Here is a 26,281-nt window from a genome sequence, read left to right as displayed (position 1 = left end):
AGTGCAGCAGTTAGCCTCTTTTCAATTGTTAGAACAACAATTAGCCAAACGCATTCTAGTGTTAGACGGTGCGATGGGGACCATGATTCAAGCATATAAGTTTGAAGAGCAAGATTATCGTGGCGCACGCTTTTCCAATTGGCATTGCGACGTTAAAGGCAATAATGATTTATTGGTATTAACACAACCTGATGTGATCAAAACCATCCATCGCGAGTACCTTGAAGCAGGTGCAGACATACTCGAAACAAACACGTTCAACGCCACCACTATTGCCATGGCGGATTATGACATGGAGTCAATCAGTGCTGAGATCAATTTTGTGGCGGCTCAACTTGCCCGTGAAGTCGCAGATGAGTTTAATGCCAGAAATCCTAAACAGCCAAGGTTTGTTGCTGGTGTGTTAGGGCCAACTAACCGTACATGTTCTATTTCTCCAGATGTTAATGATCCTGCTTTTCGTAATGTCAGTTTTGACGAGTTAAAAGATGCCTACATTGAGTCTACCAAGGCGCTGATTGAAGGTGGCTCAGATATCATTTTGATCGAAACTATTTTTGACACCTTAAACGCTAAGGCGGCAATCTTTGCTGTTGAAACGGTTTTTGATGATTTGCAGCTTCGCTTACCAGTGATGATTTCTGGCACGATCACTGATGCGTCAGGGCGAACACTATCTGGACAAACAACCGAGGCATTTTACAACGCGCTTCGCCATGCAAAACCAATCTCTATGGGATTAAATTGTGCATTAGGTCCAGTTGAGTTGCGTCAATATGTTGAAGAGCTGAGCCGAATTTCTGATTTTGCGGTAACGGCGCACCCAAATGCGGGTTTACCGAATGCCTTCGGTGAGTATGATTTTACCGTCGAGGACATGAACGCTCATATTGAAGAATGGGCTGGTTCAGGTTTTCTAAATATTATTGGTGGTTGCTGTGGTACAACTCCTGCGCATATTAAAGGCATGGCTGATACTGTTGCGAACATTAAGCCTCGTAAGATTGAAGCACGTGAAATTGCTTGTCGTTTGTCAGGCCTTGAGCCACTAACGATTAAATCAGACACACTTTTTGTAAATGTGGGTGAACGTACTAATGTCACAGGCTCTGCAAAATTTAAGCGGTTAATAAAAGAAGAAAATTACGACGAAGCGATCTCAGTTGCGCTTCAGCAAGTCGAAAACGGCGCGCAAATTATTGATATCAACATGGATGAAGGCATGTTGGATTCTAAAAATGCCATGATCCGTTTTTTAAACCTGATTGCGGGCGAGCCTGATATCGCCAAAGTTCCAGTCATGATTGATTCGTCTAAATGGGACATTCTTGAAGCTGGATTAAAGTGCATTCAAGGCAAAGGGGTTGTTAACTCGATCAGTTTAAAAGAAGGCGAAGAAAACTTTAGGTATCAGGCAGAATTGCTCAGACGCTATGGTGCGGCCGTGATTGTGATGGCGTTTGATGAAGAAGGTCAAGCAGATACACGAGCTCGAAAATTTGAAATTTGTCAGCGTGCTTATCATATTTTGGTTGACGAAGTGGGATTCCCTGCTGAAGATATTATCTTTGACCCGAACATTTTTGCCGTTGCTACTGGAATCGACGAACACAACAATTATGCGGTAGATTTTATTGAAGCCACTGCTGATATCAAAAAGCATTTACCTCATGCGATGATTTCCGGTGGTGTTTCTAATGTGTCATTTTCATTTCGCGGTAATAATGTTGTGCGTGAAGCAATCCATGCTGTATTTCTATATCACTGTATTAAAAATGGTATGGATATGGGTATAGTTAATGCAGGTCAATTGGCGATTTATTCTGAGATCCCTGAGAAGCTGCGCAATGCGGTAGAAGATGTTATTCAAAACAGTGATGATGGAGCTACAGAACGCTTACTTGAAATTGCGGAAGAATATCGCGGTGATGGCGCAGTACAAAATAACAAGGCGGATTTGGCGTGGCGGGAGTTACCGGTTAGTAAACGACTTCAACATGCCCTTGTTAAAGGTATTAATGAATTTATTGTGGAAGATACAGAAGCCGCAAGATTAGAAGCAAAGAGACCGCTTGATGTAATTGAAGGTTCTCTTATGGACGGCATGAATGTCGTTGGTGACTTGTTTGGCGCGGGTGAAATGTTCTTGCCACAAGTGGTTAAGTCGGCGCGAGTGATGAAGCAAGCAGTAGCACATTTACAGCCTTTCATTGAACTGGAAAAAACAGAAATAAGTACTAACGGTAAGGTGCTGTTAGCCACCGTAAAAGGTGATGTACATGACATTGGTAAAAATATCGTTGGTGTTGTGCTGCAATGTAATAACTATGAAATTATTGATTTAGGGGTCATGGTTTCTTGTGAAGAAATTTTGCGCGTAGCCAAAGCAGAAAACGTAGATGTTATTGGCTTATCTGGACTGATTACGCCGTCGCTCGATGAGATGGTACATGTAGCAAAAGAAATGAAGCGATTAGACTTCAACTTGCCTTTACTTATTGGCGGCGCAACAACATCAAAAGCCCATACGGCAGTGAAAATAGAACCCAAATATGAGCATCCGGTAGTGTATGTACCCAATGCCTCTCGCAGTGTTTCAGTAGTCAGTACATTACTTTCTGATGAGCTACGTCCAGCTTTTATAGAACGTCAACAAGATGAATACGAGCGTGTCCGTCAGCGCCACTTAAATAAAGGCCCTAGAACGGCTTTAGTCTCACTTGAACAGGCGCGAGCTAATGCTACGCCTTTGAGTTTTGAACATTACACGCCGGTAACACCTAAAAAACTTGGCGTCACTGTACTTGAAGATTTAGATTTAAATGTCGTACGAAATTACATAGATTGGACGCCATTTTTTATGACCTGGCAGCTATCGGGCAAATACCCCAGCATTTTACAGCATGAGTTGATTGGTCAAGAAGCGACAAAACTCTTCAACGATGCTAATGCGATGCTAGACGATGTTATTAATAACAAAAAACTCAAAGCCAATGCTGTTATTGGATTATTCCCAGCAGTACGAGACGGTGATGATTTGACTTTATTTACCGATGACACTCGTCAAATCTCGCGGATGAAATTGCACGGCCTACGTCAACAAACAGAAAAAAAAGAAGGGCAATACAATCGCTGTTTGTCTGATTATGTGGCTGACAGTGGTAGTGGCGTGAACGACTATATTGGCGCATTTGCAGTGTCAGCGGGTTTTGGCGCAGAAGCATTAGTTAAAGCATTTGATGCTGAACATGACGCCTACAATAGTATTCTATTAAAAGCAGTTGCTGATAGGTTAGCAGAGGCAAGTGCCGAATATTTACATGAACAAGTACGTAAAGAGCATTGGGGCTATGCGCCAGATGAAACTTTTGATAATGAAGCACTCATAAGGGAAAGCTACCAAGGGATACGCCCTGCACCGGGCTACCCAGCCTGCCCTGAACATACCGAAAAAGGCCTGCTTTGGGAGCTACTCGACGTAGAAAATAATATTGGCATGGAGTTAACTTCAAGCTTTGCTATGTGGCCAGGTGCTGCGGTCAGTGGTTGGTATTTTGCTCACCCTGACAGTAAGTACTTTGCTGTCGCTAAGCTTAAAAAAGATCAAGTAGAAGATTATGCAAACCGCAAAGGCTTTAGTGTCGAGGAAGCTGAGAAATGGTTGGCGGCAAACCTAGACTACGATCCTGAATAGTCTTTATTTTCTCTATTAGTTGGATTGGTATCATCATCAGAAGTGCTCAAGTATGTTTTTATACTGCGCGCTTCTTTTTCGCTCTCAAAGCAATTAATATTGAAGATAAAGAATATTGTATCCCTCAAAATTTTTATGGCTAAACCCAATAAAAAACTGCCGGATAAATCGGTCAGTATCTATTGCAGCATGTGTCAGCAACAGTTGTTTAAATACCGTAAAGGCGGTAAAGGCTCTCTAGTTAAGTGTTTTAAAGCACGGATCACTCGTGATTATACAACCACACCTTGTACCTGCCCCAAATGTGAAAATACTTTTGCCAGAGAAACCCTAGTTAGGGGTATGCCAGCGTATAAAATTATTGGCGGCAAAGTGTGGTTTAAATAGTTGCCAAATCACTGCCATAAGAATACTCGATATATGCTTACCTCCTCGTCAACGAGGTTGGTGGTTATTACTCAAATGCAATGATATTACTGTAGTTTGAGGTAAGTCACACTCTCAAAAGTGGTAATACTTAGTCTCTATTTCTTTACTTAAAATCACTGTGCTTTAAGTTCATTTTCTATTATCACTACTGTACTTGTACCTATGTTACGAACGTTATGTGTTGTAGCAGGTAAGTATAGAATTTTGCCATCAGGCACTTCTAATATTGTGCTTGTTTTACTTTGATCTTCAGGTATTAATTCCAATTTTCCGCCTTTTACAAAATAAACAGTTCGAAAGGGATAATGGTGAGTGTGCATGCCCGACTCGGTGTTTGCTGGATAAGTGAGCCGAACTACCTCAACTTGGTCATTGTCTAGTATTACCTCGCGGCTTTCTTGGGCAGTTGTAACGAAAGTGGCCAAACCAATTGCCACAATTACCCTTTTTGTTATTGATTTTATTAGCAAAATTATTTTCCTTAGGTTGTGTACACCTACACGTTTAGATACAAAGCGATAAACATTGTAACTTTATTGTATTCCATAATTTAGTCCAACGATACGAAGGATAAACCAGATGTAAATGTTAACTGTTGTTGATGAAATACCTTCTTTATTTTTTTGACCAAAAAGTAGTGTAAAAAGCCAAAAAATTTAGAAGGTTGGAATTGATGTCGATTACAGATTTATACTGAAAGATATAAAAGATGTTACTTTTCAGTTACATAAATATTTATTTAGTCGATGGCACAACCTTTGTAATAGTTACTGCAACTTAACTAATAAATCAGTTAATTAATAAAATTAACAAGATGTATGAAACGTTACAGAAGCGCTTTATACAAATGCAAAGGAATAAGGGAAAGACTCATGAAAAAATTTATCACAACAGTTTGCGCCATAGTATTAACATCGTCATTTGCTTCACATGCGGTAAGTAATGAGGAGTTAATGGATATTGATACCTACAAAGCTCATTTGAAAGAGGCAATGGAACTTTACCAGTCTTCTGATTATGACAAAGCTTTACCTAAGCTAGAAGTTTTTGCTCAACGTGGCGACAAAACATCACAATATATTGTCGGTACAATGTACTTAAATAGCCAAGGCACAGATCAAGATTTAGCGAAAAGCTATGCTTGGTTAACAGTGGCTAATGAACAAAAGTCTTCACAATGGAAAAAGCCATTGCAAATGCTGAATGACAAGTTGCCTCAAGATTATATTAAGAGCGTTAGTTTTGAAGCTGAGAAGTATGTCGATCTATACGGCGTTAAAGCGCAGCAAATGAAGTGTAGAACGAAAAAATTGTTGGGCTCTAAGAAAGGCACGCACTTATGTCAAAAGTCTGAAATTAAACCAGGTTATTATTATGTTTCTAACCCAACATACCTAGTGTCTAAATAGTGTTACTAGGTTAACCCTAGCATTGAAAAGGCAAGTTAATTACTTGCCTTTTTTTGTGCCTATTCCAATAAAGTCGGGTTTCAAAGAAGCACCTCCCATGCGATGGGCAATATCAGTATTGACCCTGCTAGGTAACTCAGTCTAATCGTATTGACAGACAGTGGCGAGGATATTTTCAGTCCAAAGAAAGGCCGTAACCACATTGTACGACGAATAGCTTCAAAACCAAGGAAGCAGCCAACAACAGTCACAAATATAATGGTGATAGGTTCAACCACCGGGCCTAAGTTAGCGTCTGCAAAATAGAACGCCACAACTAAAATTATAGTTTGATGCAAGATATAAAATGGATAGACAGCATCATTAAAATAAGTGAGCTTGTTTGAATGAACATTTAGATATTTGTACGCTAATGCAAGTACCGTAAGCGCACAAATAACGCGACAAGCGCTGTAAGCAATCATGCCAGCAAGTGAGACTAGTTTGTTTGCAGAATCGCCGTAAGGCAACCACACAAAACTGTAAAAACTAATAAAAAGTGATAACACAATAGCTGATGTTAGGCATAAGCGTTTCACATTAGTTGCAAGTTTTTGCCATATAATGGGATGCCAGCCTAAACAGTATCCATAAAGTAAAAATGTGAAACCTAATGGGTATCGTGCCGTGTCCATATCCCAAGTTAACTGTATGATGGCAATAGGTAATAATGCTATAGCAATGATTAATGCACCGTGAAGTTTAAATAGCAACTCAGTTAAACGATTGAACCACTGAGTATTCAGTATCGGTACCAATGCCAGCAACACCAGAGAGTATTGCCAAAGTGAGCGTAAATACCATAAATGGTTAACGTCGACATGCGGCCAGATTCCTGCCTGATATTTTTCAAAGACCGTAGAATCTGATGAGAAAAACTCCATCAGAAATTGGCCGTAACTCATGCTTAAATCGCCGTTAGAGGTCATTTCCACATAAAGTTGTGGCGGAACAATAACAAGGACACCAAAAAGTAAAGGCAGTAGTAGTCGCAAAGAGCGCATAAAGGCAAAGCGCCAAGCATTTACCTTCACTAAGAAAAACCTGATAGCTATCCCTGAAATCAGCCATAACACCGCCATGCGCCATGGCTCTATGATTAACATGATGCTCTCCAGAGACTGAGATAAATGGACACTTTTCATATGAAAACCCCAATTTTCTACATAGAGCATGCCGACATGATAGAAAATGAGTAAGCCGAAAACGATTATTCTGAGCCAGTCCAAATCATGCCGTCTACTGGGCATATTGTGATGTGCAGGCACGAAACTAAGGATTAAACGGTTGAATAATTGTCTTACTGTTGCATACATGATTTGATAGAACTCTTGCTTAAAGTAGTGCTATTGTTGATGAAGCAAATCAGATATGCATTTGAAGAATGCCCACATGACCCCTAATAGGGATAAGTGGTGGCTAACAGGGATGAACATTTTATCTGTTTTTATAATTGAGTTAGTAGGGAATAATGACGTTAAACCATTTTCAACAAAACAAGCGTAAGTACGAAATCATCTTCTTGTGTTGTTACTTTTTTATCAACGCAACCTTACTCGCCACTTCAGTTATCATGGAAGCTCAACGAAGCAATACCCCTTTACCATTTGATGTTTGGGAGCCTTTTGTTTGGGAATATTCAAGTGCAATAAGTTCGCTATTTCTTTTTCCTTTTATTGTCTATTTGCTGACAAAAAATCCCTTTAATTGGCAGGCGATTAAACGCTCGTTACTTTATTATTTTATTGCTTCAATAGTTTTTTCGGCTTGCCACGTGTTATTGATGGTACTCATGAGGAAGGGGGTCTATTTCTTTTTTACCCGAGAATATGATTTTGGCGATATCTGGTTTGAGATGATTTATGAATACCGCAAAGATCTATGGAGTTTCATCTTTTTTGTCATTGTCATTAAAGGCTATCAATTTATTATTAGCCGACTTCAAGGTGAAGCAAACCCTATTGGACAAGGGGAGGACGATAAGCCGCCGTCAAGTATTGACAGGTTATTGGTCAAAAAACTTGGCAAGGAATTTATTATTCGTATTGAGGATGTTGAATGGCTTGAGTCCGCAGGCAATTATGTAAACCTACACATCGGTGAGCGGATCTATCCTTTAAGAGCAACTTTGACTTCGCTTGTCGCTCAACTTGATGATAAAGGCTTTTGCCGTATTCATCGTTCTTACGCGATAAAATTAGATATGGTGGACTCAATTAACTCTTTAAGTAGCGGTGATAGTGAAGTGAAGCTTAGAAATGGCAAGGTGCTAATGCTCTCAAGGAGATACAAAGAAAGCTTCAAAGAAACATTGAAGTAGCCGCACTCATCGTTAAAAAGAGGAATTAGGTTGAGACAAAAACTCCAGCTCTTCAGGTGTCGATTTTCGCTCTAGAAGTACGTTTCGATGAGGATAGCGGCCAAATTTTGCTATGATATCGCGATGTGCCTTTTCAAAGGCAAAGTTACTTTCAATGCCATTTTTCTGATAAAGCATCATGGCCACATCGTGAATGAGGAGAGATTCACTATGCATAAAGGGCGTATATAGAAAGCTTCGTTCAACTTCGGTTAGCGATTGATCGGCACCAATATTTATGGCTTCTTGAGCGAGTGATAAGGCAATATTGTCGCTAGCAAAAGCCTGAGGTGTATTGCGAAACATGTTTCGTGAAAATTGATCAAGGATGATTATTTCGGCTAATCGTCCCTTGGCCGTTTCACGCCACAAGTACAGCTCACAATGCATTGCTTGTTGGTGAATTTTTTGAAACCGATGTTTGATTAATTGATCCAATGCGTGATCTTTTGTCCACCACTGCTCTGGAGAAAGCTCTTCAAACCAAAATTTTATTATGTCGGTATAGGTCATCAAGATGGTTTGTTCCTATTTACTTTTCTGCAATTAATTCAATTATTTCGGGATGATATAAAAACTGAATTAGCTCATCTCTAGCATTGGTGAACTGACCTTTATGTTCCTTCAACACATTAATCGCCTCAATAACTTGTGCTTTATTGTTTAAGTGCATAGAGGTGTTATTGACTTCGTCTAGCGGCTCTTCTCGCAATAATTTCTTACTTAATGTTTGGCGAATTTGATTCATGTTTATTTTATGGCCGGGGCACGACTTTGCCGTTCTGTATTGGTCTCCCAACAAGCCACGATTGACTAAACTATTTAGCTCTCGATGACCAATAATGTTGTCTGTAGATACTTGATATTTATGGCATAGTTTTGCAAGTAACAAATAAAGGTTTTCATATTGTGCAGGCGTAAAATCTTCGTGGTCTCCATGGCCAATACAGCAAATACCTAAAGACATTTGATTAATGCCATAGGCGTGCGCACCATTAACACTATCGTCTCGGCCTTTTTCAATTTTGCCATCGGGTTTACTGTCATGTTTATCATTTAGAATAACGTAATGATAACCAATGCCATTCCAGCCTTTATTACGATGCCATTCATCGATGGTATCGGCGTCGCAATTGCGCCCCTGATAAGCCGCGGTGTGAATTACAAGGTATTTGATGTCCATAGCTATGCCTTAAATGAGTTATGATGTGGCGTTAAATATTTCTCTAATCGCCACTTTCAATAAAGCGTAGTGCAAATTTTGGTTTTATGCGGGTAAAGTTAATTTTTAGCAAATATGTAAAAACAAAAAAACCGAGCGGTTAACTCGGCTTTCTGAAGAAAGAGTCATTAATGATTCTTGTTAGTTGTTAAAGTGCCGATTGAAAAAATTCACTATCGTATTGTTTAAATGCACTTTGACTTTTTTGCCACGCATGCTGTGCTTACTGCCAGGGTATGTCATCAGCTCAAAATGCTTGTTCTTATCTTGCATTGCTTTAATCAACTTAGTGGTATTGGTGAATAGCACGTTATCATCAGCCATTCCGTGATAAACCATTAAGGGACCATTTAAACCATCAATATATGGAAAAACGCTACTGTCTTCGTAGCCATCGGCATTGACGTTAGGATGATTTAGGTAACGCTCTGTATAATGTGTATCATATAACATCCAATCGGTAACAGGTGCTCCGGATACGCCAGCTTTGAAATAATCGCCGGCTTTAAACATTGCCATTAATGCCATGTAGCCACCGTAAGAGTGACCATAGATACCGATACGCTCTTTATCTACGTAGGGAAGGGTACGCAAATACTTCACACCTGTGATTTGGTCATCTACCTCTACCGCACCTAACTTTTCATAAATAGGGAATTCAAAGCCAGTACCACGATAGTTGGAACCACGGTTATCCAATTGGAAAACAACATAGCCTTGTTGAACCATGTATTGGGTTAAGTCTGCGCCGTTCCATTTGTTTACAACACGTTGAGCATGTGGACCACCATAGACATTAACAACAACTGGATATTGCTTACCAGGCTCTAGTTGCTTTGGTTTATATATTTTGTAATACAAAATCGCTGCGCCGTCGTCTGACTTTAATGAGCCAAATTCAGGTTGTACGATATCTTCAATATAAGGTTGGAACGGGTGGTTTTCGTCTATTTTATTCTCGGATAACCAAGTAATATGCTCACCATTAATTTTATGCAAGCTCACCTGTTTAGGTGTTGAGATATTCGAAAAATTATCAAGGTAACTTTGATTGTCGCCGGCAAATGTAACACCATGGTAGCCATTCCGTTTAGTCACCCTGACCACATGCTCTGGTGATTTTCCTGTCATCGGCACTTTATATAGGTGGCGCTCTAATGGCGTATCGGCACGTCCGGTAAAATAAACCCAGCCATTTTCTTCGTCTATGCTCTTGATTGAGTCGACCACCCAATCTCCCTTGGTCAACTGCGCAATCAACTTACCTTTATAGTTGAATTGATAAAGGTGTTTATAACCATCTCGCTCAGACGCCCAAATAAAGGTTTTACGATCAGATAAAAAGCGTAAATCGTGGTGCAGGTTTATCCATACGTCGGATGTTTCTGTGATCACTGTATGCTGGCGCTGATTCTTTAAGTTATAAAAATTCAGTTTCAGCGTTTTTTGATCACGACTTTGCCATTGATAAGATAGTTGTTCACTGTCTGGCAGCCATTGTACTCTAGGAATATAGATGTTTTGTTCTTCACCTAAGTCAACAAAACGTGTCCGCTTGCCTTTAACATCAACGGTGGCAAGCTGAATTTTTACATTGTTGGTACCTGTGGCAGGGTAACGCTGTTCAATCAGCTTAATATCTTCTGCATAAATTTCGTTACGGATAACGACATTGACTGGTGACTCATCAACCCTCAAAAACGCTAAATGTTCTTCATTCGGTGACCACCAATAGCCGGTCATGCGATCCATTTCTTCTTGAGCGACAAATTCAGACATGCCGTTTTTAATCAAGCCACCGCCGTCTTTGGTTAGTTGACGCTCTTTACCGCTTTTAATATGCAGTACGTACAAGTTCTGCTCGCGGATAAAAGAAACATACTTACCTTTTGGCGAGAATTTCACGTCTGTTTCAAAGGCCGTGGTTTCGGTTAATCGCTTAGCTGCTTTGTTCTCCAAGTTATAGTAATAAATGTCGCCATTAACCGGGAATAGTAGTGCTTTACCGTCATTGGAAAATGTATACTCCATAATCCCTGAGCCATAAACACGCATTCTTTCACGGCGCGCTTTTTCTTCGTCTGATAAGTTTTCAGTACCACTAAAAATATCATCAGAATTAACCAATAATTTGTTAGTGTCACTGGCTAAATTGTATTCCCATAAGTCATAGCGACTCTGGTTTTCACGTTTGCTTTGTAAGTAAGTAACGCGGGAGCCATCAGGAGAAAATCGTAAAGATTTAGGAGTTTTGCCATTGAGAGAAGGAGAACTATAAATTCGATCTATTGTTAATTGTTCAGCTTGTACAGACAAGGACGTCAAGACACAGCCAATCATTACTATCGAGTGCTTCAGTAAAGACTTCATTTAACTTAACCTATTCGCGATATTGAGATGTATGAGGTGGATTTAGCAGAGTATAATAGCGGCTAAATCAAATTAACCGCATAGTAGCAAAGTTTGATGTGTTTTTAGAGTAATATTTAACGCAGCAAAGTTAGATGTGCTCTAAGGCTTCACTGAGTTTTTTAATGCCAATGACTGTCATACCTTCAATCTTATTTTTGGGCATATTATTAATTGGCACAATGGCTTTTTTAAAGCCGTGTTTTGCTGCTTCATTGATACGTTCTTGGCCGCTGGGAACTGGCCTAATTTCACCTGACAGTCCTACTTCACCAAACACAACTAAGTCTTGCGGCAGTGAAATATTTCTAAAGCTAGAAACTAACGCCAATATTAGGGCTAAATCTACACTGGTTTCCGATACTTTTACGCCGCCCACCACATTGACGAACACGTCTTGGTCATTCATTTGTAACCCGCCGTGGCGATGCAATACGGCCAATAGCATTGCCAACCGGTTTTGCTCTGCTCCTACTGCAACACGGCGCGGATTACCCAGCGCGGAATGGTCAACCAAGGCTTGAATTTCAACCAATAAAGGGCGGGTTCCTTCCCATAGAACCATGACTACACTGCCCGGTGTTTGCTCTTCTCCGCGATTCAAAAAGATAGCAGATGGATTTTTCACTTCCTTCAAGCCGGTACCTGTCATACCAAAGACTCCTAGCTCATTTACCGCTCCAAAACGATTCTTATTCCCCCTAAGCGTTCGATACCTTGAATCAGTAGAGCCTTCTAGCATAATAGAGCAGTCAATACAGTGTTCTAAAACTTTGGGGCCAGCCAATGAACCATCTTTAGTGACATGACCGACTAAAATCATGGCAATATGATGTTGCTTGGCGAAACGTGTTAAAAATGCAGCAGATTCTCTCACTTGAGACACACTACCAGGCGCCGATTGAATATCAGCCATATGCATCACTTGTATCGAATCAATGACCAATATTTTAGGGTGTTCGCGCTCGGCAATATGACAAATGCTCTCGACACTGGTTTCGCTGAGTAATTTGAGTTTATCAGTGGCTAAACCTAGTCGCTTAGCCCGCATGGCAACTTGTTGTAATGACTCTTCTCCAGTGATATAAAGTGCAGGCATATTAGCGGCTAACGCGCACATGGTTTGTAGTAAAAGTGTACTTTTTCCTGCTCCTGGCTCACCACCGATGAGGATGGCACTACCAGGAACAATGCCGCCACCTAAGACGCGGTCAAATTCCGAAAAGCCGGATGAAAAACGCGGAAGGTCGGTTAAATCAATAGCGTCAAGAGTTTGAACTTTTGCGTCAACCGCACCGGCAAAACCTGAGAAACTGCCACCACGACCGGATGATTTAGCTTGCCTGAATTCGGAGATGGTATTCCATGCTTTGCATTCGTTACACTGACCTAGCCAGCGTGAATAGTCGGCTCCGCACTCTGTGCAGACATATGATGTTTTGTTTTTGGCCATTTTTTTCCGTCAGAGGCATAGTTATTGCTTTAATTTATAAGTGATTAATATTTCAACTAATCAGTTACGTTGTTATGGAGTAGAATGAATAATATATCAAGTTGTAGTTTTACTCTAACTCATCGCTATTGTAATGATAAATGCATGTAAATGAATAAAGATTTTTCTCAATATCAAAAAATGATTGATGGATTTCGTGGTCGAGTGAACAGTGCTGACTTTGAAGCGAGGTTTGCTGAATCGACGAAAAACATTCCTAAAACTGAACGCTTTCTTCTGAAAATGGAGCTAAAGCGTTTAGCCAGTCCGTGTACCCGGCTCATTGATTTGCGTGGATTAGTAGAAGGGGATTGCGATACATACGAGCACGAAGAGCGCACTCACTTTTTGGATCCTATCGCAATTAAGGTGTTTGAAGAAAACGTAGCCGCCTATGGTAGCTATACGTTTGGTGTCTATGAATCGGTAAATAATACGGAAAATAACTTCCGTGTAATTTACCAAAAAAAGCGAGATCAACCGGTTGCGCCAGCAAAGCAAGATGACATCCCTAAAATTCTCGAAAAAGTGCAGTATCCGGCGAAATTTCATCAATTTGGCGAATATAACAATCGATGCCAAGAAAGGATGAATTTTGCTATTCCTCTTATTGTTACCTTAGACGATAGCCAAAAAATTGAAGCAAGTAGTTCTGATATCAGCGTCAGCGGCTGTAAATTTCGATTCAATAACGCGCAGAAGGTAACCAAAGGGCAAATTTTGCTCATAGAGTTTACGGGTCTAGCACAAGAGTTCAGTTTTGGAACGGATACCAATTTTAGTTATGAAGTGTGTAATATTCAGCATGAAGAACATATACAAATGGTGGGTGTTAAGCGGATCTACACAAAAGAACGTGACGGTTTTAAGCAATTCTTACAAGGTTTTATTCAAGGTAATAAACGTCGCTACAAAATTAATCTAGAGAATACTATCACTGCACTTCAAGCGAGAAGCTTAGAACAATTTTCGCTGCCAAAATCATCTGAAATGCCCATTTTTATGGAGCTTAATCAAGGGGAGTTTCGACCACGTTATGTATTGACGACCAATAATAGCCATCGCATCACTCAGTATTGGCAGGACGAACGGCACTTCTCTTCCTTAGATTGTCTCGTTACCCCTGAGCGTTTTGTTCGAATAAAAAATGCCTCAAAATTAGGACGTTCGGTGACCGTCTTTAGCTTTATCCATGAGAATCAAGGGCGTAAGTTTTTCTACACGGCTGATGAGAAACAGTTTCAAAATGATCGTGAGTTCATGCAGCAATTTATTGGCTTTGCGGCCAGTAAATCCTCTTTTAAAGTGACGGAATTGACCTTTGTTGAAGTTGACCCTCACGACGCAATAAGCAGCTTTACTGTAGCTAATACACTGCCGAAAAAACTTGATTATCTGAATATTCAGCCAACGGAAAATGAGCAAGGCGTGTTAAATAGACTTCCTTATGTTGTTGTTGCACATGATCTTACTACCTCTGAAATACAACAGGAATATGCACTTCTATCATACGAGAATCTCAATACCTCTAAACTAAAATCCTTAGGGCATAAACGTTGTAAAGTCAGACCTATAATTGATTACTTAGGCATCAATTATAGAAATCAGCGAATTGAAACACGATTTAAATATAAAACACCTGTCGTTGTTTCTGCCGAAACCATCCAGTGGGAAGGTATCTCCGTTGACTTTTCAGTCTCGGGTTTGAAGTTGACACTCGAACGACCCGCTATGCTCAAAAAAGGTGAAATAGTCCACTTAACGTTCCCAAGCTTGCAGAAAATTACTTCGGCGTTTGAGCTCAAGAAACTTCCCTATGAAGTGGTGAGAATTAGTAAAGATAAAACTGTGCTTAACGTACGTGTTTACGTTGAAAAACATCAACATGCAGGTAGAACTTTTTTTAAAGCCTTGATCGAGAAAAATAAAGATAAATTGACGCCTGACGAGTATTCGATGATGAGTCCGGCGTTATCAAAAGGGCTGAGAAATATTTATGCAAAGCGGATCCCATTTCCTACATTGTATGTACAAACAAGTGGCACACGTTATAAGGTTGAAATGATTGCTGGCGGAGTACAATCGAAACTCTTTACCCACATGAAATCACTGAGTGATAGACCGAATCATTATAATTTGTATCCTTTGATGAATAACTTACATGCGTCAAATATGCTAAAGCCAACCTTGAAAAGTTTGCAAACTAATGACACGCCTATCACCAACTTTTTATTTATTTCGATTAATCACGAAACCGAACTCATTGAAAACGCAGTGACGACAAAATTGGCGAGCGATTTCACTAGTACTAAGCTGCGGAAAATGTTTATCAGCAATGCATTAAAAAAAGGTAGCTTCTATTGTGTGCAAGTTAATTTGTCTAGAGCAGAAGAGCCCGATATGGATTATCTTAACCCAGAGTTAAGTTATATTGGCTCTTACGCGATCCATAGAGGCAAGCAAATTGAACAAGACATTTGGAGTACAATTGGTTTAATTCAATGCTTTGACGTGACACAAGAAACGTTATTTCGCTACCAACTAATCCCAGAAAACTCTTTGTTAAGTACTTTAAGCAGCTAACTGAACAGCTGAGAAAACAAGGTCATTTTCTCAGCTGTTGCTATTGTTGAAGACAATATTAATTGATTATTAATAGTTCATAAGTGCACTAGGCAGAGTTGAAGCTAACCTAGCCAATGCACCATGCCGTCAAGTCCTGAGCAGTTTAGGTTGGAGTCGGCTTGAGCTTGCACAATTGGTTTGGCACGAAAAGCTACACCTAACTGAGCCGCACTCATCATAACCAAATCATTTGCACCATCACCCATGGCAACAGTTTGGGTTGATGCTAGGTTAAAGTCTTGTTGCAATTGCTGCAAGATATTGGCTTTTGCTTGCGCATCAACCACTTCCCCAAGTACCTTTCCGGTGAGTTTATTGTTGATGATTTCCAATGTGTTAGCATGCGCTGCATCTAAATAAAGTAATTTTTTCAAATGATCGGCAAAGTAGGTAAAGCCACCAGAGGCGACTGCAATTCGCCATTGATACCTTTTTAACTCTGCTAACAATGTTTCTAAGCCATCCATCAGCGGAATATCTTTCGCCACATCGGCTAAAATTTGTTCAGGCGCACCAGCGAGTGTGGCAACGCGTTGATGTAAACTTTGTGCAAAGTCTAGCTCCCCCAACATCGCACGTTCCGTCACTTCAGCAACTTGCTCGCCAACACCCGCGAGTTTTGCAATTTCGTCGATACATTCTATTTCTATTGTGGTTGAGTCCATGTCCATCACTAACAAGCCTGGAACTGCTAGCTTTGGTGCGTTCTTTATTAGCGCAGCTTCAATACCGTGAGTTAAACAAAAATCTGTTAGCGCTGAACGTGCAGTATCTAAATTATCGCATTCAATGGTAAAGCGAAGGCTTGTTTTACCTAGTCGTGTATTAATAGCATTTAACGCTACAATATTAACCTGACAACATGTTGAAATGTTTGCGAGTTGTTGTAATGTTAGTTGTTCAAAAACAACTAATTCAGTTAAATCTTGCTGTGTTGCGTCAGTTGCACTTGAGAGCGGCGATAGGGTTAGTTTTTGTTGATCCAGCGAAGCGGCTACTGGGCATTGCAAGCTATTCAGTGAAAGTACAGTAGCAAGTGACTTTGATGCGTTTTCATTTAGGGTAATGGAACTGACAGATGATGACACGAATAAACCTACATATATTAATTATTTAAAATTGTTTGAGAACCCACTATAGTGTAATTAACTCAACTAACTGTTGCCTACTTTATGTCGCAAACAGCAATGCCTTTATACCCTAAAATATCATCGATTTATAATAAAATAATGCAATTAGCTATAGCGATTATTTTTATCGTCACTTTGATGAATATTTGGATTGATAATGTTGCTAAGGATCATCAAGAAGTAAAAGATCATTTTAACTTTATTAGTGATCAATACATTCAGCAGGTAAAGGTGGGTGTGCAAGTACTTTTAGAGCAAGGGGATAACAAAGGTGTTCAACGTTTTCTTGATAAGTTGGCGCAAGAGCCTTTTGTTGATAGTGTCTACCTTTATGATGAATCTGGACAACTTAACGCTAAAGCCGGTAACCAAGCAAGCATCAAAGCATTATACGGGATAGCACTTAACACCCGTAATCGGAGTCAAAATTTTGTGCCTTTTATGTCTGAAATTCGTGCTCAAGCTGTTCAGGGTTATGTGCGTATCGACATGAATAAAGAAGCTGTTATTAGTGCACTTGTTACTGAAAATAGCGATAGACAACAACTAATACGTATTATGCTGATCATGGCTGGACTTGCCGGCTTTTTCTTAACGCGCGGCTTAAGTCGCTTCTCCAGACAAGGATTTAGAATAGCAGCCGGTAAATAGTTCTTCGATATTTAACTCTAGTTGCTTTGCCAATTCTGGTGCAGGCTCAGTCCGTATGTTAGACAACAAAGTAAAAATATCAATTAATCGTAGTGGTGAGTTAGCTTGACCTTGATAACCGCTTAATGGCATGGCGGGCGCGTCTGTTTCCAGTACAATGCTAGTAATGGGTAACCGCTTGACAGTATTAATGGTTTTTTTGGCTCGTTCATAACTGATTGTCCCACCAATACCTAGTTTTAAACCAAGATCTAAATATGCCTTCGCTTGCTGATAACTTCCTGAAAAACCATGAATTACTCCCCCATAATCAGGCTTAACTTGCTTTAAATGATGGACAGTTTCAAGGTGAGATTTACGATGATGAATAATCAATGGTAATTGATACCGGTTTGCTAAGTCTATTTGGTACTCAAAAAAGTGTTTCTGCTGCAATAAATTATCTTGTTGCTGTGCAATCGTTCCATCAATGCCAGTTTCCCCAATGGCGCACAGTTGGTGTTGATGCTGGTGAACAAATTGTTCAAGCTGGTCTAGCGCATTCCCGTCAAGCGGTTGTATGTACCAAGGATGTATCCCTGTTGCAGCTAATACGGTAAATTCTGATGTTGTTAAGTCAGTAAGCTCTAGTACCTTTTGCCAATTATTTGGCTCGACACTGGGTACGATTATTCTATGAATACCTTGCTGTTGGCAAACATTAATTAGTGTGGGCAGTTGTTGTTCTAATTCAGGGAAATCAAGGTGACAATGGCTATCGGTGAACTGCATGATAATTTCCTCAAGCCCTTGCCTGCTATTTATTTTCAATTGAGTTAACTATGTTTACAGCTTAGTGCATACTTAACTTTTTTGCGCGTAATTCAAGTTTTTCAATCACGGTATCGAGCTTAAAGTGCTCTATAAATTTATCATTAATATCTTGTTGTTTAATAAGCTTATTGGCTAAATATACTGCTTGGGCCACGCCAAAAGATTTACGCAGTAATTTGTCGGGTGAATGGTGGAGCACTACGGCTTCTATGATTGAGTAAGGAAAACTCCACTGATGCAATAGGTAACCGCCGATTTGACAATGGTCTGTTGAAAATATTTTTCGTTCCAAAGGAGAGTTGTCAGTACTCGTGAACTTCAACTTAAAATATTGCTTTGTTAATTTCGGATCAATTTCAAATAAGACAATTTTGCCAAGATCATGCAATAAACCGGCTAGTAATGCGTCGAGTTTTAATTCAGGCTTTACAATTGATGCCGCAAGCTTTGCAACACTTAAGCTATGCACCTGCTCTTCGGTCAAGTTAAAGCCTTCGATGTCTGGCTCGTAAGCAAATAACTCTGCCGTCATGACTATACAGCAGAGGGTATCGAGCCCCATTTTGGTGATAGCATCAGGAATACTTTTGATTTGTTTTCCTTTCGACATAGCAGAGCTGTTGGCAAAGTGCAGTACTTTAGCAACAAGCGCAGGATCTTGGATAATAACTTCAGCGATTTTTTGAGAATCGGTAGTTTCATCTTTAAGCATTGAATTTAATTGCATGTACACTTTAGGTGGACTTGGCAAAGTCTTAATCCCTGCCACTGCGCTGACAATCTGCTTTTTGGTAATTGCGCTGTTACTACGAGCAAAGCTTTCAATTACTTCAATAATAAAGCTTGGATTAAGTGGTGTCGTAAAGTGTTGGTGTGCTGCCTTACATTCAATGCCTTGTTCAGCTACTAAAATTCGAATAGCGTTGGGGCAGCAATGTTGTACTTTATTTAATAGTGTAGATCCTGACATTACGGGCTGCTGTTCGGCTGCTATGATCACGTCATAGCATACAGAAATAAGCAATTTTTCTGCTTCTTGTGCATCAGCTGACAATGTTAGCTGATGACTACCCCGAGCAAATATTCGTTTAATTAAATTAATGTCGTGATGGTTATCACTAACAAATAATACTTTCATAACGTCCTTTAAATTACATCTTTTCCATAACGTCGATACCTAAAATATCAAGACCTTGTCTTAATGTTTTAGCAATACTTGTACAAAGCGCTAATCGCGACGCTTTCACATCATCTGCTATGCCATCTTTTAATATTGGGCAGGCTTCGTAAAATGTCATATACAAACTTGCTAACTCATATAAATAATTACACAGTAAGTTTGGTGTACATTCAGAGATCACGGCATCTAAGACTTCTTCTAACTGAAGAAGTTTCAACGCTAGGGCTTTTTCTTGAGGTTCAACAATTACTGGTGTGGTATTGGCACTAGCCGAGTCCATATTAGCTTTCCGAAAAATACTCTGAATACGGGTGTAGGCGTACTGTAAGTAAGGTGCTGTAGCTCCTTCAAAGCTCAACATGGTTTTCCAATTGAAAATATAATCGCTAGTGCGGTTTTTAGATAAGTCGGCAAATTTAACCGCACCAATACCAACTTTTTCTGAAATTTCTTTAAGCTCTGCTTCGGTAAAGTCTGGGTTTTTGTCTTTGATTAGCGCTGTTGCACGAACAACCGCTTCATCGAGTAATTCAGCCAGTTTTACCGTACCACCTGTGCGTGTCTTAAATGGTTTGCCATCATCCCCCATCATCATGCCAAACGGTGCATGGTCGTAAGCTACATGTTCTGGTAAGAAGCCTGCATTTCTGGCGACGGTTTCCACTTGTTTAAAGTGGTACGCTTGTCTCGCATCAGTAAAAATAACGATGCGGTCTGCTTTAAGTTCGCCGCTACGGTATCGGCAAGCAGATAAATCAGTAGTTGCGTATAAGTATCCGCCACCCGATTTTTGTACGATGAATACTGAAGGCTCGCCATCTTTATTGGCGAGTTCTTCAATAAAAACGACTTTAGCACCTTGATCTTCAACAGCAATGCCTTGTTCGGTTAATTCTGTTATCACTGCGGCTAAATCATCGTTATAAGCGCTTTCACCCATGATGTCTTCACGAGTCAAAGTTACATTGAGCTTTTGATAAATCTCTTCGCTGTGGGCGATTGAGATATCAATGAATTGTTGCCATAGCGTCATGCAGTCAGCGTCTTCGCTTTGCAAGCGTACAACGTATTCACGCGAGCGATCGGCAAAACCTTCTTCTTCGTCAAAACGGATTTTGGCTTCACGATAGAAGTTTTCCAAATCGGCAAGGGCGGTTTCGGCCACTTCATTGGCAGCAAGCTTATCGCTTAAATGTGCCAACAACATACCAAATTGCGTGCCCCAGTCGCCCATGTGATTTTGACGAATCACTTTGTCACCACGAAATTCAATTGCGCGAACAACAGCGTCACCAATGATGGTGGAGCGTAAATGTCCGACGTGCATTTCTTTGGCTAAGTTTGGTGCTGAATAATCGACAACAACGGTTTGTGGGGTTGTACGCTGGCTCACGCCTAAATGCTCATCTTGTGCAGAGCTGGCAAGTTGCTCAGCTAGCCAAGTTTTATCTAAATGAATATTAATAAACCCCGGGCCCGCCAATTCAATTTTTTCAGCGATACCTGACGCTACAAGTGTAGGTTCAAGCTGCTCAACCACTTTAGTGGCTAATTCACGAGGATTAGTTTTAAGTTTTTTAGCAGCACCCATTACACCATTGGCTTGATAGTCGCCAAATTGAGGCTTCGTTGAATTGCTTACCGCTGGGTTGGTTCCTTCAGGTAAACCCGCTGCAACCATTGCTTTGGAAACGATCTGGCCAAGTAGTTGTTTAATATTCATTTAAATATCTCTAAATTTTTTTGTTAACTAACCGCTGCTGATTTAAGCACCATTAGTAAAATACAGTTTAGTTATTTCTGCGACTCTGCAATCTAGATAGGATTTAGGCAAAGCCGCTGATAAATTTTTACTAGGAGCATAGTAGACTATGTGACTAATGAAAATTTTAAAAGCAATGATGCCTAAATTCTATCTAGGCAGCAGAAACTTAGTGTTCACGTGTTTTGTGGAAGATTATGTCTGGATGACGTTCCTGCGCCAACGACAAATTCACCATAGTTGGCGCGATATAGGTTAAGTTATCACCGCCGTCTAGTGCTAAGTTATCAAAGGCTTTTTTCTGGAACTGCTCTAACGTACGTTCGTCATCACAAGTACACCAACGGGCTGTAGCCACGCTAATTGGCTCATAAATCGCGTCCACGTTATATTCAGTTTTTAAGCGCCCAACAACTACTTCAAACTGTAGTACACCAACAGCGCCTACAATCATTTCGTTTGAATTAAGTGGTCTAAATACCTGCACGGCACCTTCTTCAGATAACTGGATTAGGCCTTTTTGCAGTTGCTTCGCCTTTAACGGATCTTTTAATCGAATACGTCTAAACATCTCAGGAGCAAAGTTTGGAATACCACTAAACTTCATGTCCTCTCCTGCAGTAAAGGTATCACCAATTTGAATGCTGCCGTGATTGTGCAGGCCAATGATATCGCCGGCATAGGCCTCTTCAACATTGGAACGATCGCCTGCCATGAATGTCACAGCATCTGCGATTTTAACGTCTTTACCAATACGTACTTGCTTCATTTTCATGCCTTTAGTGTACTTGCCGGAGCAAATACGCATAAAGGCGATGCGATCTCGGTGTTTCGGATCCATGTTTGCTTGAATTTTAAAGACAAACCCTGAGAATTTATCTTCTTCTGCTTTGACTTCTCTGGTGTCTGTATGACGTGGTAGTGGCTTAGGTGCCCACTTTGTTAAACCGTCAAGCATATGATCGACACCAAAGTTACCTAAGGCTGTACCGAAGAATACGGGGGTGAGCTCGCCGGCTAAAAATTCGTCTAAATTAAACTCATGAGAGGCACCAACCACAAGCTCTAGTTCTTCACGGAGATCCTCTGCGAATGGCCCTATTGCTTCGTCAAGTTCAGGGTTTTCAAGGCCTTTAATAACGCGTTTTTCTTGGATCATGTGGCCTTGGCCTGACTGATACAAAATGGTTTCGTCATCTAAGATGTTATAAACACCTTTAAATTCTTTGCCCATGCCAATTGGCCATGTGACTGGAGAACATTTTATTTTTAATACGTCTTCCACTTCGTCCATCACTTCCATGGGATCACGGACATCACGGTCCATTTTGTTCATGAACGTAATAATTGGCGTGTCACGTAATCGCGTAACTTCCATTAATTTAATAGTTCGTGCCTCTACACCCTTAGCAACATCAATCACCATCAAGCATGAATCTACCGCTGTTAATGTGCGGTATGTATCTTCTGAGAAGTCTTCATGCCCTGGAGTATCGAGTAGGTTGACTAAGCAATCAGCGTAAGGGAATTGCATTACTGAGGTCGTGATCGAGATACCACGATCTTTTTCCATTTCCATCCAGTCGGATTTAGCGTGCTGACCTGATTTCTTCCCTTTAACCGTGCCGGCTTTTTGCAAAGCTTGGCCGAATAAAAGGACCTTTTCAGTAATGGTTGTTTTACCCGCATCTGGATGCGAGATGATGGCGAAAGTACGACGTAAATCGACTTCCTGCTGTTGTACAGACATGCAAGTTACCTGATTGAACAAAATGGATTAAAAAAAGCGCGCTATTATAGCGAAAAATTCAACCAAAAGTAATAACTAGATAAGGGAATTAGCGGCTTATTTATTAATCTTTTAGTGAGCTATTCTTGTAAAGTAAGCAATACAAAACCTACGTTAATCAAATATGCCAACCAGCTGTCGGCTTATCGCTATCAATTTGCCTTTGGTATCCCAAATATTCGATTCCATATGGCAATATCCGTCGGCAGCTTGTCTTGGAAGTGCTGCGTAGGCGAGCCAATCTTCAGGTAATATTTCATCATGAGGATGCAAAAATTCAATGTTCCAATTCATGGTACTTGCTGGCGCCGGCCAACGCAGTTTCTGTAATACTGTGCAGGGAAAAGTGTCGATTAAGGCGATCAGATGAGCATCGGTTATTGTCACTGGTGGTTTTTTAAAACGCATCCATCCCTTAGTGGTGTCGAGTTTACTGCCCATAAAGGCCATCTTACCTTCCATCATTTTCATCTCCAAATGACGCATAAACTTAGGTACGAGGCCAGGAATAGGGGGGATAAAGTTCGCTTTTTTAGGACGCTCAAGGCCATGGTGTTCAAAATTCTCTACCAAAATCTTAGAGGGTCGGTTCACGGCAAAGCACACTTGGCAAATCAAAGCGACTTTGCCGTTCTGTACAATTTTACCTAGCGCTTGAGTGGCATTTTTTCCTTCTCGTAAAATATCGACTTCGATAGTGAAAGGTGAATCAACCATCAAGGGGCCAACAAAATTACCATTGAATGAGCGCATCGGGCGATTATCCGCTACTTGGTCTTTAATAGCTGTGTATAAAAGAGAGGCGGTTAATCCACCATATACAGTGCGGCCTTGGCCCCAACTGGCTGGAATAGTGAATAATGTGTTAGGGTTTTCTGAGAGCTTAGCCGATTGCACCATTGCGAATATTTCATCAATATGCATAAAAAGTCCTTTTGCTAATTTTTTTATTATTCATTTTTTAAGATATTTGGTGTTAACTCAATCGCTTGCTCACCTATCGTTAGCCAGGCTTGTCCTTCTGAAAGGGTGCACTGTATGTGCATTTGACGATTTACCAACGCTGATAATTGTTCACCAATGGTTTCATCAATTGTTATTACACTAAGGTTTTTTCGCTGATTCAAGGCACTTTGTTCTTTTTGCCACCACTTATCAAACGCGCCATTGCAGTAGCTGTAAACCATCATGTGTTGCGCTTGATTGCAGCCCTTTTTAATGCGTTGCTCAGATGGCTGCCCTAATTCAATCCAAAGCTCGATACCATCGTGTAAGTTTTTTTGCCAAAGGTCTGGGTCTTCCACCTCACTTAAGCCTTTAGTGAAGGTAAGAGTGTCACTGGCATTAAAAATAAACGCCAGTACCCGTAACATCATACGTTGATCATTCTCTGAGGGATGGCGAGCTATCGTAAGACTGTGCTCAGCATAGTAGTTTCTGTCCATGTCAGAGATGGATAGGTCAATTTTAAAAATAGTTGCTTTAAGGGCCATGTGCATTCATTGCAATGAGTAATTGCTCTAACTATAGCAGTTACTGCGTTAGCATTTCACCTCTTATTCTGTCGAAAAATAAAAATTTGACTTTTAAGATTACGAATGTAATCTATACTCTATGGATTACACTTGTAATCATGAGTTATAACTTAAATTATCGAGAACCAATTATTATGTCTGATATTAGCAATGCAGAGTTTGAAGTCTTAAAGGTGCTTTGGAAACAAAGTCCACTTTCCGCAAATGAAATTATTGCCGAGCTAAATCATGACAAGGAATGGCACGAAAAAACCGTTAAAACGTTACTTAATCGTTTAGTGAAGAAAGAAGCAATTAGTTTCGAGAAGCAGCAGCGTCGCTATTTATACACACCTTTGATTGAACAAGAGTCATACCAGATAAAAGAAAGCGAGAGCTTAATTGAGCGTATGTTCAGTGGGCGTGTTTCTCCTCTTGTGGCAGGTTTTGCCAAAAATAATAATCTTAAAAAACAAGATATTGATGATCTTAAAAACCTAATAGCACAGTGGGAACAAGAAAATGATTAGCAGTATCGTTGATGTCATCATCCCTTTCACAATAGTCACTGCGATATTGTTAGTGAGTCATGAGCAATTACTTAGGCATGTTGGTGCAGCGTCACTATATCGCCTGTGGCTTGTTGTACCGCTTAGTTTATTGGTGCCTTTTATTGAGATACCCAACTGGTTCGCTTCAATCAGTGATGGCCAGTCTTTTCAGCAGTTTGTCGTCACTTCAAACTTGCCAACGACCAATATTGATGCGTTGACTTATCTGCTAGTACTTTGGGGGCTTGGCGCAGGGCTATTAATGAGTTACTGGTCTATAACTCATTTACGTTTACGCCAATCAATAAATGAGTTGAAGCCACTTAAAACTGATCTACCAATAGGTTTACCAGAGGACTTGGCGGTTTATCAAAGCAGTGAAGCATACAGCCCGATGTTACTTGGGCTTATTCGACCTGTATTACTCATTCCAGAGCACTTTTTTGAAGTTTATAGCAAAGATCAGCAAGTGCTGATCCTTGAGCATGAGATTTGTCATTTCAACCGAAATGACATGTATTGGAACCTTATTGCCCTGTGTAGTTTGGCATTACTTTGGTTCCATCCTTTGGCTTGGCTTGCCTTTTTTAGGTTTCGCCGTGACCAAGAAATTTCCTGTGACCATGCTGTGTTGGCGCGCAAACACATCACATCCAGGATTAACTACAGCAAAGCTTTGTTAGTGGCAGCGGAAACCTCGCCACCTCTGGCCTTTGCTCAATTATCCTTTAATGAATATGGAGATAAAAACGTGATGTTTGAACGTATAAAGCAGATTAAAGCAAACCATTCTAGCTCAAAATTGGTAACGTCTTTCGTCGTGGCGGCTACCGTGACTTTATTGTCAGCAGTGAGTTATGCAGGTAATAACCATGACACAAAAATGAAACACACCAACAATACTAGTGTTTCACCAATTAAACGAATTGAACCAAAATACCCAATTGAAGCGGCGGAACAAAAAATAGAGGGCTCGGTGATGTTGAAGTTTGATATTAAGGCAGATGGCAGTGTTGATAATGTGTCTGTGCTTAAAGCTGAACCTAAGAAAGTATTTGATAAAACCTCGAAAATTGCCCTAAGACAGTGGAAGTATTCTCCATCAAGTAAGGGATCAAAGAACAATACTGTGCAGTTAGATTACGCGTTAGATAAAAACTCATCGCATAAATTTAAGAACTTAACTGAAACTATATTGGTCACGCAGTAGTGC

21 protein-coding genes are annotated in these 26,281 nt (G+C 40.3%); 8 read left to right on the top strand and 13 right to left on the bottom strand.

The window, feature by feature from the left end; translation table 11 throughout:
* Position 1 precedes the first annotated feature (1 nt).
* Positions 2-3,694, top strand: coding sequence for a methionine synthase (gene metH / locus QUE03_RS16080; RefSeq protein ID WP_286262966.1), 3,693 nt, complete (start codon positions 2-4; stop codon positions 3,692-3,694).
* A gap of 135 nt (positions 3,695-3,829) precedes the next feature.
* Positions 3,830-4,081, top strand: coding sequence for a hypothetical protein (locus tag QUE03_RS16075; RefSeq protein ID WP_286262965.1), 252 nt, complete (start codon positions 3,830-3,832; stop codon positions 4,079-4,081).
* Between the two features lie 155 nt (positions 4,082-4,236).
* On the opposite strand, the gene QUE03_RS16070 is transcribed toward QUE03_RS16075, so the two are convergent.
* Positions 4,237-4,593: a cupin domain-containing protein gene (locus tag QUE03_RS16070; RefSeq protein ID WP_286262964.1), complete on the bottom strand. Its 357-nt coding sequence runs from the start codon at positions 4,591-4,593 to the stop codon at positions 4,237-4,239.
* A gap of 402 nt (positions 4,594-4,995) precedes the next feature.
* On the opposite strand from QUE03_RS16070, the gene QUE03_RS16065 reads away from it, so the two are divergent.
* Complete coding sequence (locus QUE03_RS16065) at positions 4,996-5,532, top strand: SEL1-like repeat protein (RefSeq protein ID WP_286262963.1); 537 nt, start codon at positions 4,996-4,998, stop codon at positions 5,530-5,532.
* A gap of 80 nt (positions 5,533-5,612) precedes the next feature.
* Here QUE03_RS16065 and QUE03_RS16060 read toward each other — a convergent pair whose 3' ends face one another.
* Positions 5,613-6,821 carry an acyltransferase family protein gene (locus QUE03_RS16060; RefSeq protein ID WP_286267883.1) on the bottom strand — a complete coding sequence of 403 codons (1,209 nt, stop codon included), beginning with the start codon at positions 6,819-6,821 and terminating at the stop codon, positions 5,613-5,615.
* A 221-nt stretch (positions 6,822-7,042) separates the two neighbouring features.
* Between QUE03_RS16060 and QUE03_RS16055 the strand changes: the two genes are divergently transcribed.
* Positions 7,043-7,891, top strand: a complete 849-nt coding sequence (locus QUE03_RS16055) for a LytR/AlgR family response regulator transcription factor (RefSeq protein WP_286262962.1) — start codon at positions 7,043-7,045, stop codon at positions 7,889-7,891.
* A 12-nt stretch (positions 7,892-7,903) separates the two neighbouring features.
* Here QUE03_RS16055 and QUE03_RS16050 read toward each other — a convergent pair whose 3' ends face one another.
* The 4 genes from QUE03_RS16050 to radA all read right to left on the bottom strand — a co-directional run bounded on the left by QUE03_RS16050 (position 7,904) and on the right by radA (position 13,014).
* The gene (locus tag QUE03_RS16050) at positions 7,904-8,443 is read right to left on the bottom strand and encodes a DUF924 family protein (protein WP_286262961.1); all 540 of its coding nucleotides are present in this window, start codon (positions 8,441-8,443) and stop codon (positions 7,904-7,906) included.
* A 19-nt stretch (positions 8,444-8,462) separates the two neighbouring features.
* On the bottom strand, positions 8,463-9,113 hold the full coding sequence (locus QUE03_RS16045) for an N-acetylmuramoyl-L-alanine amidase (protein ID WP_286262960.1): 651 nt from the start codon (positions 9,111-9,113) through the stop codon (positions 8,463-8,465).
* A 180-nt stretch (positions 9,114-9,293) separates the two neighbouring features.
* Complete coding sequence (locus QUE03_RS16040; RefSeq protein WP_286262959.1) at positions 9,294-11,522, bottom strand: S9 family peptidase; 2,229 nt, start codon at positions 11,520-11,522, stop codon at positions 9,294-9,296.
* A 130-nt stretch (positions 11,523-11,652) separates the two neighbouring features.
* Complete coding sequence (radA, locus tag QUE03_RS16035) at positions 11,653-13,014, bottom strand: DNA repair protein RadA (protein WP_286262958.1); 1,362 nt, start codon at positions 13,012-13,014, stop codon at positions 11,653-11,655.
* A 150-nt stretch (positions 13,015-13,164) separates the two neighbouring features.
* Here radA and QUE03_RS16030 point away from each other — a divergent pair, with 150 nt between their 5' ends.
* Positions 13,165-15,636: a PilZ domain-containing protein gene (locus QUE03_RS16030; RefSeq protein ID WP_286262957.1), complete on the top strand. Its 2,472-nt coding sequence runs from the start codon at positions 13,165-13,167 to the stop codon at positions 15,634-15,636.
* Positions 15,637-15,740: 104 nt separating this feature from the next.
* On the opposite strand, the gene serB is transcribed toward QUE03_RS16030, so the two are convergent.
* Positions 15,741-16,766, bottom strand: coding sequence for a phosphoserine phosphatase SerB (gene serB, locus QUE03_RS16025; protein ID WP_286262956.1), 1,026 nt, complete (start codon positions 16,764-16,766; stop codon positions 15,741-15,743).
* Between the two features lie 84 nt (positions 16,767-16,850).
* Between serB and QUE03_RS16020 the strand changes: the two genes are divergently transcribed.
* On the top strand, positions 16,851-17,459 hold the full coding sequence (locus QUE03_RS16020; protein ID WP_286262955.1) for an AhpA/YtjB family protein: 609 nt from the start codon (positions 16,851-16,853) through the stop codon (positions 17,457-17,459).
* Here QUE03_RS16020 and QUE03_RS16015 read toward each other — a convergent pair.
* The 6 genes from QUE03_RS16015 to QUE03_RS15990 form a co-directional block, all read right to left on the bottom strand.
* The gene (locus QUE03_RS16015; protein ID WP_286262954.1) at positions 17,412-18,230 is read right to left on the bottom strand and encodes a TatD family hydrolase; all 819 of its coding nucleotides are present in this window, start codon (positions 18,228-18,230) and stop codon (positions 17,412-17,414) included. The genes QUE03_RS16020 and QUE03_RS16015 overlap by 48 nt on opposite strands.
* A gap of 61 nt (positions 18,231-18,291) precedes the next feature.
* Complete coding sequence (locus QUE03_RS16010; protein ID WP_286262953.1) at positions 18,292-19,410, bottom strand: response regulator; 1,119 nt, start codon at positions 19,408-19,410, stop codon at positions 18,292-18,294.
* Between the two features lie 13 nt (positions 19,411-19,423).
* Complete coding sequence (argS, locus tag QUE03_RS16005; protein WP_286262951.1) at positions 19,424-21,175, bottom strand: arginine--tRNA ligase; 1,752 nt, start codon at positions 21,173-21,175, stop codon at positions 19,424-19,426.
* A 208-nt stretch (positions 21,176-21,383) separates the two neighbouring features.
* Positions 21,384-22,964 (bottom strand): peptide chain release factor 3, encoded by a 1,581-nt coding sequence (prfC, locus tag QUE03_RS16000; RefSeq protein WP_286262950.1) that lies wholly within the window; start codon positions 22,962-22,964, stop codon positions 21,384-21,386.
* Positions 22,965-23,117: 153 nt separating this feature from the next.
* Complete coding sequence (locus QUE03_RS15995) at positions 23,118-23,927, bottom strand: acyl-CoA thioesterase (protein ID WP_286262949.1); 810 nt, start codon at positions 23,925-23,927, stop codon at positions 23,118-23,120.
* A gap of 26 nt (positions 23,928-23,953) precedes the next feature.
* Positions 23,954-24,496, bottom strand: coding sequence for a YaeQ family protein (locus tag QUE03_RS15990; protein ID WP_286262948.1), 543 nt, complete (start codon positions 24,494-24,496; stop codon positions 23,954-23,956).
* Between the two features lie 176 nt (positions 24,497-24,672).
* Here QUE03_RS15990 and QUE03_RS15985 point away from each other — a divergent pair, with 176 nt between their 5' ends.
* Positions 24,673-25,047, top strand: coding sequence for a BlaI/MecI/CopY family transcriptional regulator (locus tag QUE03_RS15985; RefSeq protein ID WP_286262947.1), 375 nt, complete (start codon positions 24,673-24,675; stop codon positions 25,045-25,047).
* Complete coding sequence (locus tag QUE03_RS15980) at positions 25,040-26,278, top strand: M56 family metallopeptidase (protein WP_286262946.1); 1,239 nt, start codon at positions 25,040-25,042, stop codon at positions 26,276-26,278. The genes QUE03_RS15985 and QUE03_RS15980 overlap by 8 nt, the downstream gene beginning before the upstream one ends.
* Positions 26,279-26,281 lie beyond the last annotated feature (3 nt).

Origin of the sequence: Thalassotalea atypica (genome assembly GCF_030295975.1) — a bacterium.
GTDB classification, from domain to species: Bacteria; Pseudomonadota; Gammaproteobacteria; order Enterobacterales; family Alteromonadaceae; genus Thalassotalea_F; species Thalassotalea_F atypica.
Note: the sequence above shows the minus strand (reverse complement) of the source record. Positions and strands in the feature narration are given on the sequence as shown.

Coding starts and splice junctions, on each gene's coding strand:
- QUE03_RS16050 (WP_286262961.1), bottom strand. CDS start 8,443: ATGACCTATACCGACATAATAAAATTTTGGTTTGAAGAGCTTTCTCCA.
- QUE03_RS16060 (WP_286267883.1), bottom strand. CDS start 6,821: ATGCCCAGTAGACGGCATGATTTGGACTGGCTCAGAATAATCGTTTTC.
- QUE03_RS15985 (WP_286262947.1), top strand. CDS start 24,673: ATGTCTGATATTAGCAATGCAGAGTTTGAAGTCTTAAAGGTGCTTTGG.
- QUE03_RS16030 (WP_286262957.1), top strand. CDS start 13,165: ATGAATAAAGATTTTTCTCAATATCAAAAAATGATTGATGGATTTCGT.
- prfC (WP_286262950.1), bottom strand. CDS start 22,964: ATGTCTGTACAACAGCAGGAAGTCGATTTACGTCGTACTTTCGCCATC.
- QUE03_RS16015 (WP_286262954.1), bottom strand. CDS start 18,230: ATGCAGTTCACCGATAGCCATTGTCACCTTGATTTCCCTGAATTAGAA.
- QUE03_RS16020 (WP_286262955.1), top strand. CDS start 16,851: ATGTCGCAAACAGCAATGCCTTTATACCCTAAAATATCATCGATTTAT.
- radA (WP_286262958.1), bottom strand. CDS start 13,014: ATGGCCAAAAACAAAACATCATATGTCTGCACAGAGTGCGGAGCCGAC.
- QUE03_RS16045 (WP_286262960.1), bottom strand. CDS start 9,113: ATGGACATCAAATACCTTGTAATTCACACCGCGGCTTATCAGGGGCGC.
- QUE03_RS15990 (WP_286262948.1), bottom strand. CDS start 24,496: ATGGCCCTTAAAGCAACTATTTTTAAAATTGACCTATCCATCTCTGAC.
- QUE03_RS16065 (WP_286262963.1), top strand. CDS start 4,996: ATGAAAAAATTTATCACAACAGTTTGCGCCATAGTATTAACATCGTCA.
- QUE03_RS15980 (WP_286262946.1), top strand. CDS start 25,040: ATGATTAGCAGTATCGTTGATGTCATCATCCCTTTCACAATAGTCACT.
- QUE03_RS16010 (WP_286262953.1), bottom strand. CDS start 19,410: ATGAAAGTATTATTTGTTAGTGATAACCATCACGACATTAATTTAATT.
- QUE03_RS16075 (WP_286262965.1), top strand. CDS start 3,830: ATGGCTAAACCCAATAAAAAACTGCCGGATAAATCGGTCAGTATCTAT.
- argS (WP_286262951.1), bottom strand. CDS start 21,175: ATGAATATTAAACAACTACTTGGCCAGATCGTTTCCAAAGCAATGGTT.
- QUE03_RS16055 (WP_286262962.1), top strand. CDS start 7,043: ATGACGTTAAACCATTTTCAACAAAACAAGCGTAAGTACGAAATCATC.
- QUE03_RS16040 (WP_286262959.1), bottom strand. CDS start 11,522: ATGAAGTCTTTACTGAAGCACTCGATAGTAATGATTGGCTGTGTCTTG.
- QUE03_RS15995 (WP_286262949.1), bottom strand. CDS start 23,927: ATGCATATTGATGAAATATTCGCAATGGTGCAATCGGCTAAGCTCTCA.